At 69.7% G+C, this 13,705-nt stretch carries 13 protein-coding genes; 9 read left to right on the forward strand and 4 right to left on the reverse strand.

What is annotated here, in order from left to right; translation table 11 throughout:
- Positions 1-53: 53 nt before the first annotated feature.
- Genes ISU10_RS02190 through ISU10_RS02200 form a run of 3 tightly spaced genes read left to right on the forward strand, consistent with a single transcriptional unit; the run spans position 54 to position 1,921 of the window.
- Positions 54-1,052: a DNA topoisomerase IB gene (locus ISU10_RS02190; protein ID WP_194694733.1), complete on the forward strand. Its 999-nt coding sequence runs from the start codon at positions 54-56 to the stop codon at positions 1,050-1,052.
- 4 nt (positions 1,053-1,056) lie between these two features.
- On the forward strand, positions 1,057-1,557 hold the full coding sequence (locus ISU10_RS02195; RefSeq protein ID WP_194694734.1) for an O-acetyl-ADP-ribose deacetylase: 501 nt from the start codon (positions 1,057-1,059) through the stop codon (positions 1,555-1,557).
- Positions 1,550-1,921 (forward strand): DNA polymerase ligase N-terminal domain-containing protein, encoded by a 372-nt coding sequence (locus ISU10_RS02200; RefSeq protein ID WP_194694735.1) that lies wholly within the window; start codon positions 1,550-1,552, stop codon positions 1,919-1,921. The genes ISU10_RS02195 and ISU10_RS02200 overlap by 8 nt, the downstream gene beginning before the upstream one ends.
- Positions 1,922-2,067: 146 nt before the next feature.
- Here the strand turns inward: ISU10_RS02200 and serC are convergent, their stop codons facing one another.
- Entirely contained in the window at positions 2,068-3,201 is a 1,134-nt protein-coding gene (serC, locus tag ISU10_RS02205; protein WP_194694736.1) for a phosphoserine transaminase, read from the reverse strand.
- 24 nt (positions 3,202-3,225) lie between these two features.
- Between serC and ISU10_RS02210 the strand changes: the two genes are divergently transcribed.
- Positions 3,226-3,723 carry a GNAT family N-acetyltransferase gene (locus tag ISU10_RS02210; protein WP_228499271.1) on the forward strand — a complete coding sequence of 166 codons (498 nt, stop codon included), beginning with the start codon at positions 3,226-3,228 and terminating at the stop codon, positions 3,721-3,723.
- 110 nt (positions 3,724-3,833) lie between these two features.
- Here ISU10_RS02210 and ISU10_RS02215 read toward each other — a convergent pair whose 3' ends face one another.
- The 3 genes from ISU10_RS02215 to ISU10_RS02225 all read right to left on the reverse strand — a co-directional run bounded on the left by ISU10_RS02215 (position 3,834) and on the right by ISU10_RS02225 (position 7,065).
- Positions 3,834-5,282, reverse strand: coding sequence for a choice-of-anchor P family protein (locus ISU10_RS02215; protein ID WP_194694737.1), 1,449 nt, complete (start codon positions 5,280-5,282; stop codon positions 3,834-3,836).
- Between the two features lie 95 nt (positions 5,283-5,377).
- Positions 5,378-5,929 (reverse strand): GNAT family N-acetyltransferase, encoded by a 552-nt coding sequence (locus ISU10_RS02220; protein ID WP_194694738.1) that lies wholly within the window; start codon positions 5,927-5,929, stop codon positions 5,378-5,380.
- Positions 5,926-7,065 carry a citrate synthase 2 gene (locus ISU10_RS02225; RefSeq protein ID WP_194694739.1) on the reverse strand — a complete coding sequence of 380 codons (1,140 nt, stop codon included), beginning with the start codon at positions 7,063-7,065 and terminating at the stop codon, positions 5,926-5,928. The genes ISU10_RS02220 and ISU10_RS02225 overlap by 4 nt, the downstream gene beginning before the upstream one ends.
- A gap of 64 nt (positions 7,066-7,129) precedes the next feature.
- Between ISU10_RS02225 and ISU10_RS02230 the strand changes: the two genes are divergently transcribed.
- From ISU10_RS02230 to ISU10_RS02250, 5 genes are all read left to right on the forward strand, one after another.
- A complete protein-coding gene (locus tag ISU10_RS02230) occupies positions 7,130-8,119 on the forward strand; it encodes a GNAT family N-acetyltransferase (RefSeq protein WP_194694740.1) in 990 nt (329 codons plus the stop codon).
- Between the two features lie 25 nt (positions 8,120-8,144).
- Positions 8,145-8,813: a pyridoxamine 5'-phosphate oxidase gene (pdxH, locus tag ISU10_RS02235; RefSeq protein ID WP_194694741.1), complete on the forward strand. Its 669-nt coding sequence runs from the start codon at positions 8,145-8,147 to the stop codon at positions 8,811-8,813.
- 48 nt (positions 8,814-8,861) lie between these two features.
- Positions 8,862-9,476: a TetR/AcrR family transcriptional regulator gene (locus ISU10_RS02240; RefSeq protein WP_194694742.1), complete on the forward strand. Its 615-nt coding sequence runs from the start codon at positions 8,862-8,864 to the stop codon at positions 9,474-9,476.
- A gap of 160 nt (positions 9,477-9,636) precedes the next feature.
- Entirely contained in the window at positions 9,637-11,379 is a 1,743-nt protein-coding gene (locus tag ISU10_RS02245; protein WP_194694743.1) for an ABC transporter ATP-binding protein, read from the forward strand.
- Positions 11,376-13,412, forward strand: coding sequence for an ABC transporter ATP-binding protein (locus tag ISU10_RS02250; RefSeq protein ID WP_194694744.1), 2,037 nt, complete (start codon positions 11,376-11,378; stop codon positions 13,410-13,412). The genes ISU10_RS02245 and ISU10_RS02250 overlap by 4 nt, the downstream gene beginning before the upstream one ends.
- Positions 13,413-13,705: the final 293 nt, after the last annotated feature.

Genomic DNA, 13,705 nt, shown 5'->3' on the forward strand with positions numbered 1-13,705 from the left:
CGTCGCCCCTTCGGGCGAGGTGGTGCGGCCAGGCTGGTGCCTAGGGTGTCGCCATGGTGAGGCTCCGACGCAGCAGCCCCGACGTACCCGGGTGGACGCGTCGCCGCGCCGGCAAGGGGTTCGTCTACCTCGACCAGGACGGCGGGAGGCTGTCGCCGGAGGATGCCCAGCGCGTCAAAGACCTGGTGATCCCGCCGGCATGGCGCGACGTGTGGGTCTGCCCGTGGCCCAACGGGCACCTGCAGGCCGTGGGCACCGATGACGCCGGGCGGCGTCAGTACCTCTACCACCCCGACTGGCGGACCCGTCGGGACGGCGAGAAGTTCGCGAAGATGCTGGTCTTCGGCAAGGCGCTGTCCAAGGCTCGCGAGCAGGTGCTGGTCGACCTCGGGGCGGAGGGGATGACCGAGGAGCGCGCCTGCGCCGTCGCCGTACGCCTGCTGGACCTGGGCTACTTCCGGATCGGCAACGAGGAGTACGCCGAGGAGAACAACAGCTTCGGCCTGACCACCCTCGAGCGCCGTCACGTGCGCCGCGTAGGCCAGGCCCTGGTCTTCCGGTTCACCGGCAAGTCCGGCATCGAGCACACGATCACCATCGACGACCCGGGCGCCGTCGAGGCGCTGGAGGTGATGCGACGCAGACGAGGTGGCGACGACCGCCTGCTCGCGTGGAAGGACGGCAGGCGCTGGCGACCGGTGGACTCGTCGCTCGTCAACCAGTACGTCGGGAGGACCACGGGCATGGAGGCCACGGCCAAGGACTTCCGTACGTGGCACGCGACGGTGATCGCCGCTGCGACGCTCGCCGAGGCCGGGGTGGCCCCGACCAGGACCGGCCGTAAGCGCGCGGTCGTGGCGACGATGAAGGCGGTCTCGGAGTACCTCGGCAACACGCCCGCGCTGGCGCGGTCGGCCTACGTCGACCCCCGGGTGCTCGACGCCTACGAGGAGGGGCGCACCATCGAGGTGGCGACCAAGCGGTCCTATCGCACCGCCGACGCCAAGCAGGCCGCGCTGGAGCGCGCGGTGCTCAAGCTGCTGAAGGAGTGAGCTCGTGGTCGAGGTGACGGTCGTGCGAGGTGACATCAGCGCCCAGGAGGTGGACGCGGTCGTCAACGCCGCCAACCGGGCGATGCGCGGGGGCGCGGGAGTGGACGGTGCGATCCACCGGGCCGGTGGGCCGGCGGTGTTGGAGGACTGTCGTCGTCGGTTCCCTGAGGGCTTGGCCACCGGAGACGCCGGCTGGACCACTGCGGGGCAGATGCGGGCCCAGTGGGTGATCCACGTGGTCGGCCCGAACTACGGTCGCGGCGAGCGGGACCGGTCCCTGCTGACCTCCTGCTACTCCCGTGCGCTCGAGGTGGCCGACGAGCTGGGTGCGCGCACGGTGGCATTCCCGTTGGTCTCTGCGGGCGCCTACGCCTGGCCCAAGGACGACGCGATCGCGGCCGCGGTGGACACGCTCCGCTCGGCGCCCACGTCGGTCACCGAGGCTCGGCTGGTCGCCTTCGACCAGGCGACCTACGACGCCATCAAGGCCGCGCTGGATGGCTGATCGCCGACAACCCGCAGGGCCGGTGTTCGTGCTTCACGACCACCGCAAGCCCGCACCCCACTTCGACCTGCGGCTCGAGGAGGACGGCGTGCTCAAGTCGTGGGCCGTGCCGCGCGGTCTGCCGACGGACTACCGGAGCGACCGCCTTGCGGTGCAGGTCGGCGACCACGACCTCGACCACGCGACGTACACCGACGAGCACAAGCTCATCGCCGACACGGGCTGGTGGGAGCTGGAGGACCGCACCGAGAAGAGGTTCGTCTTCGTCCTGCACGGCAGGCACGGCTCGCGCCGCTACGCGATGATCACCACGAACCCCGACACCAACGACCGGCTGCTGCACCTGGTGAAGAAGCAGAGCTGATCGCTGGTTGAGGAGGTTGCGCTGGCAACCGTCTCGAAACCCGGTGAGCGCGTATCACTCACCAGGTTTCGAGACAGGCGCTGGCGCGCCTTCCTCAACCAGCGGGGGTTGTTGTTGGTTGAGGAGGTTGCGCTGGCGCGCCTTCCTCAACCGGCGGTCCTCTCCACCACCCAGTCGATGCAGGACGTCAGCGCCTCGACGTCGGCCGGGTCGATGGCGGGGTACATCGCGATGCGCAGCTGGTTGCGGCCCAGCTTGCGGTAGGGCTCGGTGTCGACGATCCCGTTGGCCCGCAGGGTCGCGGCGATGGCGTCGGCGGAGATCGCGTCGTCGAAGTCGATGGTGCCGATCACCAGGGAGCGGTGGTCGGGCTCGGCGACGTAGGGGGTGGTGTAGGACGTCTTCTCGGCCCAGCCGTAGAGGGCGTCGGAGGAGGCGGTGGTGCGCTCGACCATGCCGGACAGCCCGCCCTCGCCGTTCATCCAGTCCAGCTGCTCGGCCATCAAGAACAAGGTGGCGACCGAAGGGGTGTTGTAGGTCTGGTTGAGACGCGACTGCGTGATGGCGGTGTCGAGGTCGAAGAACGCCGGGATGTGGCGACCGCTCTGCTTGACCTGCCCGACGCGCTCGATGGCGGCCGGGGACATGATCGCGATCCAGAGGCCACCGTCGGAGGCGAAGCACTTCTGCGGGGCGAAGTAGTAGACGTCGGTCTCGGCGAGGTCGACCGGCAGGCCGCCGGCGCCCGAGGTGGCATCGATGAGGACCAGAGCCTCGTCTGCCGACGTACCTCCCGGACGCACGACCGGCGCCATGACCGCGGTGGAGGTCTCGTTGTGCGCCCACGCGTAGACGTCGATGCCCTCCTCGGCGACCGACACCGGACGCGAGCCGGGCTCGCTGCTGATGACCGACGGGTCGGACAGCCACGGCGCGGCCTTGGCAGCGCTCGCGAACTTGGCGGAGAACTCGCCGAACGTCAGGTGCTGGCTCTTCTCACGGATCAGCCCGTAGGTCGCGACGTCCCAGAACGCCGTCGCGCCGCCGTTGCCGAGCACGACCTCGTAGCCGTCGGGCATCGAGAACAGCGCGGCCAGACCGTCACGGACCCGACCGACCACTTGCCGCACGGGCGCCTGGCGGTGGGAGGTGCCCATCAGCGAGGCGCCGGTGGCGGCCAGCGCGTCGAGGTGCGAGGTCTGGATCTTGGACGGGCCGGCCCCGAAGCGTCCGTCGGCGGGCAGCAGGTCGGCGGGGATGGTGAGAGCAGCGTCGTTCACGGGGCTTAGTGTGTCAGTTCACTGATGGCCATCATGCACACGATCGCCCGCGTCTCGCTGTCGCACGAGCACGCGCAGCGGCTCGTCGCCGAGGTCCAGGCCGAGTACGTCGTGCGCTACGGCGGCGCCGACAACACCCCCGTCGACGCCGAGGAGTTCGAGCCACCGCGTGGCGCCTTCTACGTCGGCTACCGCGACGGGGAGCCGGTGGCGACCGGGGCCTGGCGCCGACGCGACGACGTCGAGGCGCTCGGCTCGATGCACTGCGCGGAGATCAAGCGGATGTACGTCGTCCCGCGGGCTCGCGGGATCGGTGCGGCCAGGCGGATGCTGGCTCACCTCGAGGAGACGGCAGCGGCTGCCGGGGCCGAGGTGATGGTCCTCGAGACGGGCACCGCCCAGCCGGAGGCGATGGCGCTCTACGAGTCCTCGGGCTACACGCCCATCGCGGGCTTCGGCCACTACGCGTGGTCGCCGCAGAACCGCTGCTACGCCAAGCGGCTGGTCCCGGCGCACAAGTGAGCCGGTCCCGGGGTGGGGGCCCGGGACCGGCTCTAGGGTGATGCGACTTGGAACTCCCCCTCCAAGCTGTGACGGGCGAGTCGCCCGATGAGTTGCCTCAGCTCCCCAGGTCAGTCACCGAGCGCGATGGCCTTGGCGTTGCCCAGGTTGACGACCGTGCCGGCCGCCGTACCGCTCAACACGGTGATCCGCAGGGCCGTGACCCTGATCCCGCGCCGGATCGAGCGGTCGGTGACCCCGGTCTCGATGCTGATCAGCTGCGCCAGCTCGGCCGGCAGTGCCGGTGCGGCTCCCAGGGGCAGCGTGTAGGACTGGCCCTGGAAGGTGAGCACGCCCGGGATCGTGCCGTCGATGTCGCGCCGGACGACGCGGCCGTCACGGTCGGTGGCCAGGTTGACCCGTCCGACGATGCCGTCGACGCTCAGCGCCATGTTGCCGGAACCGAGAGCGACGTGGGCGACCTTGCCCTCGGTCCACACGCGCACCTGGCCCTTGCTGGCCACCCGCCCGTTGGCCCTGGCCTGCAGCCCGGCGATCTCCACCCCCGGGATCGACGCGGAGGCCAGCGATGTGGTCCGGGTCTGGCCGTCGGTGCCCTGGCACGGCAGCAGCTGCGGCACGATGTCGCCGATCCGGGCCGTCCCGCCGACCAGGTCGGCCTCGGCTGCCCAGCCGCCGCCGCGCATCACGGGAGGCTGGATCGAGTTGTCGCGGACCCGGGCGAAGCTACGGCCGATCTTGAGGGTCGAGTCGTCTGCCCCGCCCGGCCTGCCGTCGACCCCGTAGAGCGTGACCTGCAGCGAGAGGGCCACGGCGGCCGCCTGGTGGGCGCCCACGTTGGTGCGCGAGTAGCCGAGCTGGAGCTTGCCCAGGCCCGGGATGTCGATGGCTCCGCCGTTCTGCTTGAGCAGGGCGAGCAGCTGGTCGAACGTCGGCGCGACCTGCTTGTTGACGAGGTCGAGCAGGTCCGACAGGCCGTCGTCCAGTGGCGTGCCGGTCGCAGGCATCACCAGGGCGATGTCCACGAGCTGGGAGTCGGTGGAGGCGTGCAGCCTGCCGTCGTTGGTGGCCCACGCCGTGGCGGTGGTGGTCAGCCCGGTGATGGTCAGACGCGGCGAGGGCACCTGCTGGTCCTGGTTGCCGAGGCGGACCGACGCGATCCGCGAGGTGCTGGTCGTGCCGCCGGCGATGCCCTGTTTGACGCGCTTGAACGTCGTGCTCCGGCTGGTGATCGCACCGAGGCCGATCAACGGGTTGTTGTTGGGTGCGTCGACGCCGAGCACCTCGTTGGTCCTGGTCTGGCCGGCCTGGCGGGTGCAGCCGACCCAGCTGGGCGCCGTACGGCCCGAGCGCAGCTCACCGGCGGCGGCCATGACCTTGGTGCCGTAGGAGAAGGCCGTGTAGCTGTAGGCCGTGGTGCGCTTGCTGGCGTGCGCCGCCGGCGCCTGGCCGATGGCGACCACGGACGTCGACATCGCCGCAACGGCAGCGATGGCCACGAGTCGCGAGAGGGTGTGGCGGCGGGGCCGCTGGAGGGGGGTGGCGCGAACAGCACTCATGGGATAGCCCTTTCCCGGTCGTGTAACAACAGAACAGGCCATCAACGAGACGGGAACAGCTGCGGTTATGCCGGTCTAGTCAACGAATTGACGTGCTAGCGCCTCTCGAGCCACTGCTGCCGCGTGATCTCGTACTCGACCTCGCCCTGCTCCCAGCCGGGCAACGGCTGGTTCCACTCGCCGACCCAGGTGCGGGCCGGGCTCATCCCGATCCGGGTCATCACGCCGCGAGAGGCCGTGTTGACCGCCATCGTCTGGGCCCAGATCCGATTCAGCCCACCGCGCTCGAACCCGTGTGCCAGCAGTGCCAGCGCTCCCTCGCTCGCCAGTCCCTGCCCCCACGACGCCCTCCGCAGCCGGTAGCCCAGCTCGGCTTGGTGCTCGTCGTCCGGCGACGGGTTCAGCGCCCACCAGCCGACGAAGGTGTCGTCGTCCCGGCTGCCCGCCCAGTACCCCAATACGCCGCCGGGGCCGGTCTCGCGGGTCAGCACCGGCAGCCATTCGTCGAGGACCTCCTGGCGGGTGCGGGCACGACCCGTGAGGTACTGCATCACCTCGGCGTCGCCGTCGAGGGCGACCAGGTCCTCGGCATGGTCGGCCGTCAACGGCTCCAGCCGCAGCCGGGTGGTGGCGAGGGTGGGCCTCACGCCCTGATGGTGTTCCAGTCGGGGTTCCAGCCCTCGACGGAATCCGCCGGGCGCGATGCCGGTCCGACGTAGACCGCCGAGGGCCGGATCAGCCGGCCGGTGCGCTTCTGCTCGAGGATGTGCGCCGACCACCCGCCGGTGCGCGCACAGGTGAACATCGAGGTGAACATGTTGGCCGGTACCTCCGCGAAGTCCAGGACGATCGCGGCCCAGAACTCCACGTTGGTCTCCAGCACCCGGTCGGGCCGGCGCTCGCGCAGCTCGGCCAGCGCAGCTTGCTCGAGCGCCTCGGCGACGGCGTAGCGCGGTGCGCCCAGCTCCTTCGCGGTCCGCCGCAGCACGCGTGCCCGCGGGTCCTCGGCGCGGTAGACGCGGTGTCCGAAGCCCATCAGCCGTTCGCCCCTGTCGAGGAGCTCCTTGACGTAGGACACGGCGTCGCCGTCGCGCTTCTCGACCTCCTCGATCATGTGCAGCACCCGAGACGGCGCGCCTCCGTGGAGCGGGCCGCTCATCGCGCCGATGGCCCCGGAGAAGGCAGCCGCGACATCGGCGCCCGTCGAGGTGATCACGCGGGCGGTGAACGTGGAGGCGTTCATGCCGTGTTCGGCCGCCGAGCTCCAGTAGGCGTCGATCGCCTTGACGTGCTTGGGATCCGGCTCGCCCTTCCACCGGATCAGGAAGCGCTCGGCCAGGGTGTGACCCTGGTCGACCTCGCGCTGCGACACGATGGGCAGTCCCAGCCCGCGCGCGGCCTGGGCGGCGTAGGAGAGCACCATCACCGCGACCCGCGAGAGGTCGAGTCGGGCCTGCTCGTCGGAGATGTCGTAGGTCTGCCTCATCCCGAGCATCGGCGCCAGCATCGCCACGCCGGCCTGCACGTCGGCGCGCACATCGCCGGTGTGGATCGGGATGTTGTAGGGCTCGGCCGGTGGCAGTCCAGGCTCGTAGGAGCCGTCGATGAGCAGCCCCCAGATCTTCTCGAACGGCACTCGTCCGACGAGCTCTTCGATGTCGACGCCGCGGTAGCGCAGGGCCGAGCCCTCCTTGTCGGGCTCGGCGATCTCGGTCGCGAAGGCGACCACGCCCTCGAGACCTTCGTGGACGGTCACGTCGGCCCCGCCAGGGTTGTCGGCCATGTCGCGCATTCTGCCTGCGTTAATCGCTCGCGTCATCGCCGCCCTCCGACCACGCTGGTCGATCGTGGAGCTGAAGGAGCTGAGCCTCGACGAAGGGGCCGGGATCGAGACGTACGTCGAGATCGAGGAGGCGGCGCGGCTGGTCGACGCGCCGTGGTGGCCGAGCACCTCCCTGGGCCGCCAACGGCTGCTGATGCAGCACGGCTGGGACGGTGAGCCGGGCCGGCACTTCCTGCTCCTGCGCGACGACGGGACCGCTGTCGGCTGCGCGGCGCTGCACACCACCGAGTACGACAACCTCGACGCCTCCTTCGTCGAGATCGTCGTCCACCCCGACCACCGGCGCCGCGGTCACGGCACCGAGGCCATGCGGCTGCTCGGCGAGCAGTCGAAGGCCGTCGGGCGCACGAAGATGGGCTGGTACGGCTGGGAGGGCCCGCAGACCGAAGGGTTCGCCGCCTCCCTCGGGGAGAAGGTCAAGTCGGTGGCGGTGTGTCGCCGCCAGCTCCTCCAGGAGCTCGAGCCCGGACTCGCCGACAGGCTGTACGACGAGGCGCGGGCGCACGCCGACGGGTACGCGCTGGAGCGGATCGTCGTCCCCAGTCCCGAGGAGCTGCTGCCCGAGCTGGCCGAGGCGACCGCCGCGATCAACGACGCCCCGCTCGACGACATCGACGTCGAGGACGAGGTGTTCTCGCCCGAAAGGGTCCGCGCCTACGAGCGCACTCAGCTGCTGCTGGGCTTCCGGGTCTACCGCATCATCGCCCGCCACGTCGCGACCGGGGAGATCGCCGGGTTGAGCGTGGTGACGGTCGACGGCGAGGCGCCGACCGAGGGCCACCAGCACGACACGTCGGTGGTCGGCGCGCATCGCGGTCACCGTCTCGGCCAGCTGCTCAAGGCCGACATGATGCGCTGGCTGGCCGAGGTCGAGCCGCAGCTCGAGCAGGTCGACACCTTCAACGCCGAGTCCAACGCGCACATGGTCGCCGTCAACGAACGCCTCAGCTACCGGGTGATGTCCCGCGAGCCGCAGTACCAGACGCTGCTCTGACCCAGGAGTGCCTAGAGTCGATGCCATGGCAGGAGACGACGTCGCAGGAGAGGACATCGCAGGCCTGCGCCGCGAGTACGCCGACCACGGTCTGAGCGAGGCGGAGCTGGCCGACGACCCGATCGCGATGTTCGGCCGGTGGTTCGAGGAGGCCGGAGCCGCGGGTGTGCACGAGCCCAACGCCATGGTCGTCTCGACGGTGTCCGCCGACCCTCACGGTGGCGGCCAGCCGTCGTCGCGGATGGTGCTCCTCAAGGGCGTCTCCGACGACGGCTTCGTGTTCTTCACCAACCAGGGATCGCGCAAGGGCGAGGAGCTCGCGGCCGAGCCCCGGTGTGCACTGCTGTTCCCCTGGCACCCGCTCGAGCGCCAGGTCCGCGTCGAGGGCACGGCGAGTCACCTGCCACGCAGCGACGTCGAGGCCTACTTCGCCTCCCGGCCGCGAGGCTCCCGCCTGGGAGCGCATGCCTCGCACCAGTCCCGCGTGGTCGCCTCCCGGGCCCAGCTCGACGAGGCGTACGCCGAGGCCGAGGCGGCCTACCCCGACGACGTACCCGTCCCGGAGGAGTGGGGCGGCTACCGGGTGCGTCCCGAGGTCGTGGAGTTCTGGCAAGGAAGACCGGGGCGGATGCACGACCGGCTGGTCTACCGCCGTGCGGACGAGGGCTGGCGCATCGAGCGGCTGGCACCATAACTCGGAATCCGCTTGTGAGTGAGTGCTCACTCACTTAACATCGACGCCGTGAGTCCGCGGGCGAGTGCGATGGCACCGGAGGATCGGCGCAAGGCGATCCTCGATGCGCTGATCCCGCTTCTGGTGGACAAGGGCGGCGACATCACCACCAAGGAGATCGCCCGGGCCGCAGGGATCGCGGAGGGCACGATCTTCCGGGTCTTCCCCGACAAGGCGACGCTGCTGTTCGCCGCGGCCGAGGAGGCTATCAATCCGGCTGGGGGGCAGGAGGCGTTCGAGGAGGCCCTCGCCGAGGCCGACGAGCTGCGCGATCGCATCGTCATCGCGGCGACGCGGATCCTCGAGCGGATGCGCCTGACGATGGCGGTGATGAGCGCCTGTCGCCCCTACCTCGCCGCGAAGTTCCACGAGGCCCACCACTCGAAGAGCAAGCAGGCGCCGATCGGCCCTCCGGAGTTCATGCTCAAGGCGCAACGCGACCTCCACGAGAGACTCACGCGCCTGTTCGAGCCGTACGCCGAAGGGCTGGCCGTCACGCCGGAGACGGCGGCGCTGGCGTTGCGCAGCCTGACCTTCGGCGCGGCGCGTCCCGAGCTCGGACTGTCGCCGGCGCTCACGCCCGAGGAGATCGCCGACCTCGTCCTCCACGGAGTCCTGCCGTGAACCTGCCCCAGTAAGAGAACCAGTAAGAGAACCAGTAAGAGAACCAGTAAGAGAACCAGTAAGAGAACCGGCAAGAGAACCGGCAAGAGAACCGGCAAGAGAACCGGCAAGAGAACCGGCAAGAGAACCGGCAAGGGAACCAGCAAGGGGAGAAGCACTGATGCTCATCCAGCTCGCTCGCACCTACCTCGCGCCCTACAAGTTGGCGTTGACGGTGGTGGTGCTGCTGCAGTTCGTCGGCACGCTCGGCGCGCTGTACCTGCCCAAGCTCAACGCCGACATCATCGACAAGGGCGTGATCACCGGCGACACCGGCTACATCGTGCGCACCGGCGCCGTGATGCTGGTCGTCGCGCTCGTGCAGGTGGTCTGCTCGGTGGGCGCGGTGTGGTTCGGTGCCCGGTCGGCGATGGGCTTCGGCCGCGACGTCCGGGCCGCGATCTTCCACCGGGTGGGGTCCTTCTCGCAGCGCGAGGTGCAGGACTTCGGGGCGCCGAGCCTGATCACCCGCGAGACCAACGACGTGCAGCAGGTGCAGATGCTCGTGCTGATGTCGTGCACGCTGATGGTGATGGCGCCGATCATGATGGTCGGCGGCATCGTGATGGCGATGCACGTCGACGTCGGGCTCTCCTGGCTGATCGTGGTGACCGTGCCCGTGCTGGCCGGCGCGATGGGCCTGATCATCACGCGGATGGTGCCCAGCTTCCGGATGATGCAGACCCGGATCGACGAGGTGAACCGCCTGCTGCGCGAGCAGATCTCCGGTGTCCGCGTGGTGCGCGCGTTCGTGCGGGAGGAGCGCGAGACCGAGAGGTTCGCCGAGGCCAACCAGGAGCTGACCGACGTGGCCACTCGCGCCGGCCGCTACCTGGCTGCGATGTTCCCGACGGTCATGCTGGTCGCCAACATCGCCTCGGTCGCGGTGCTCTGGTTCGGCGGCCACCGGGTCGACTCCGGCGCCATGCAGGTCGGGGCGCTGACGGCCTACCTGGCCTACCTGATGCAGATCGTGATGGCCGTGATGATGGGCACCTTCATGATGATGATGCTGCCGCGCGCGGCTGTCTGTGCCGACCGGGTGCAGGAGGTGCTCGACACCGAGACGTCCGTACCCTCTCCGGCCGATCCCGTCACCGACCTTCCGCTGCGCGGCACCCTCGAGCTCGACGGCGTCGAGCTGACCTACCCCGGCGCCGACGAGCCGGTGCTGCGCGAGGTCACGTTCCGCGCCGAGCCCGGGCAGACCGTGGCGGTGATCGGGTCCACCGGCGCCGGCAAGAGCACGCTGGTCAACCTGGTCCCACGGCTGTTCGACGTGACCGGTGGCCAGCTGCGGGTCGGCGGCGTCGACGTACGCCGTCTCGCGCCCGAGCGGCTCTGGTCGGTGATCGGGCTGGTGCCCCAGCGTGCCTACCTGTTCTCCGGCACGGTGCGCTCGAACCTCCTGCACGGCAAGCCCGACGCCACCGAGGACGAGCTGTGGGCGGCGCTCGAGATCGCCCAGGCGGCCGACTTCGTCCGCGAGATGGCAGGCGGGTCAGGGGGTCTCGACGCGGTCATCGCCCAGGGGGGCACCAACGTCAGCGGTGGGCAGCGGCAGCGACTGGCGATCGCCAGAGCGGTGGTCAAGCAGCCGGATATCTACCTGTTCGACGACTCGTTCTCGGCGCTCGACCTGGCGACCGACGCCAGGCTGCGCGCCGCGCTGCGCCCGGTGACACGTGACGCGACGGTGCTCATCGTCGCCCAGCGGGTCTCCACGATCCGCGACGCCGACCTGATCCTCGTGCTCGAGGACGGCGCCATCATCGGCCGCGGCACCCATCACGAGCTGCTCGAGACCTCGGCGACCTACCGGGAGATCGTCGCGTCCCAGCTGAGCGCGGAGGAGGCGGCATGAGCCAGCGGCCCTCGAAAGACTCACCGGGATTCGAGACGGGCGCTGCGCGCCCTCCTCAACCAACCACGACGCTCAAGGAGACCGAGCGGATCACCCAAGGTCCCGGGCCCGGTCGCGGCCCGATGGGCGGCGGCATGGTCGGGCAGAAGGCCAACACCTTCCTGCCCTCGGCCAAGCGACTCGTACGCCGGATGGCACCGGAGCGGTCCAAGGCGATCGCCGTGGTGGTGCTGGCGGTCCTCAGCGTCGCGCTGATGTCGGTCGGCCCGCGGATCCTGGGACGTGCGACCGACCTGATCTTCGCCGGCATCCTGGGCAAGAAGATCCCCGAGGGTGTCACCCAGGAGCAGGCGGTCGAGGCGCTCCGCGAGAGGGGCGAGGTCCGTCAGGCCGACCTGATCGCCAACATGCACGATCTCGTGCCCGGCGCAGGCGTCGACTTCACGGCAGTACGCAACGTGCTGCTGCTCGTGCTGGGCGTGTACGTCGTGGGGTCGCTGCTCGCATGGGTGCAGGGCTACCTCCTCAACGACGTCGTGCAAGGCACCGTGCGCCGGATGCGCTCCGACGTCGAGGACAAGGTCAATGCCCTGCCGCTGAGCTACTTCGACAAGCAGCCGCGCGGTGAGCTGCTCAGCCGCGTCACCAACGACATCGACAACATCAGCCAGTCGCTGCAGCAGACGATGAGCCAGCTGATGACCTCGCTGCTCACGGTCGTGTTCGTGGTGGCGATGATGTTCTCGATCTCCTGGCAGCTCGCGCTGGTCGCGCTGGTCACCGTGCCGGTGACGATGGTCGTGACGGGTGCGGTGATGAAGCGCAGCCAGGGCATGTTCATCGACCAGTGGCGTCGCACCGGCAAGCTCAACGCGCACATCGAGGAGACCTTCTCGGGCCATGCGCTGGTCAAGGTCTTCGGCCGGCAGGAGGAGGTCGAGCGGACCTTCGCAGAGGAGAACGACAAGCTCTACGAGGCGTCGTTCGGGGCGCAGTTCGTCAGCGGGCTGATCATGCCGACGATGATGTTCATCGGGAACCTCAACTACGTGGTGATCGCGGTGCTCGGAGCGATCAAGGTCGCCAACGGGTCGATCACGCTCGGCGACGTGCAGGCCTTCATCCAGTACTCCCGCCAGTTCACCCAACCGCTGACCCAGGTGGCCTCGATGACCAACCTGCTGCAGTCGGGCGTCGCCTCGGCCGAGCGGGTCTTCGAGCTGCTCGACGCCGACGAGCAGTCGGCCGAGCTCGACGGTGCGCTGGTGCCCGAGGTCGAGCGGCACGGCGAGGTCCGGTTCGAGAACGTGTCGTTCTCCTACGACCCCGACAAGCCGCTGATCTCCGACCTTTCGCTCGTCGCCGCCCCTGGGCAGACGGTCGCGATCGTCGGCCCGACCGGCGCCGGGAAGACCACGCTGGTCAACCTGGTGATGCGCTTCTACGAGGTGGACTCGGGCCGGATCACCCTCGACGGCGTCGACATCGCATCGGTGCCGCGCGGCGAGCTGCGCAGCGAGGTCGGCATGGTGCTCCAGGACACCTGGCTGTTCGCCGGGACGATCCGCGACAACATCGCCTACGGCAACCCCGACGCCACCGACGAGCAGATCGTCGAGGCGGCGAGGGCGACGTTCGTGGACCGGTTCGTGCACTCGCTGCCCGAGGGCTACGACACGCTCGTCGACGAGGAGGGCTCCAACCTGTCGGCCGGCGAGCGCCAGCTCGTCACGATCGCCCGGGCCTTCCTCTCCGACCCGGACCTGCTGATCCTCGACGAGGCGACCTCGTCGGTCGACACCCGCACCGAGCTGCTGCTCCAGCACGCGATGGCCGCCCTGCGCACCGACCGCACCTCGTTCGTGATCGCGCACCGGCTCTCGACGATCCGCGACGCCGACCTGATCCTGGTCATGGAGGACGGCGCCATCGTCGAGCAGGGCACCCACGACTCCCTGCTGGCGGCCGACGGGGCCTACGCCCGGCTGTACCAGGCGCAGTTCACCGCCGCAGTGCCCGAGGCCGTCGGCTGAGGTTGCGGACGACACGGGCGCAAAGCGGTTGAGGTGTGCTTGCGCGGACGGCTACCGTTTTCGCACACGGGAAAGGAGGTGGTCCAGAGTTGAATACTTTCAGGACGCGTGAGGTGGCTGCGGTCTAGCAGCAACCGGCCAGTCCCGTACTCCGTAGTACTGCTGGCAATTCCAACGCAGACACCCGACCCGCAGGTGATCCGGCCCACGTCCGGCCGGAGGGGAGCCCCGTAAGGGGCGCCACACCTGCGGGTCGTCTGCGTGTCGGGGGCAGGGGAATTAGTTGCGGATGG

Origin of the sequence: Nocardioides agariphilus (assembly GCF_015352445.1) — a bacterium.
In the GTDB taxonomy this organism is placed as follows: domain Bacteria; phylum Actinomycetota; class Actinomycetes; order Propionibacteriales; family Nocardioidaceae; genus Nocardioides; species Nocardioides agariphilus.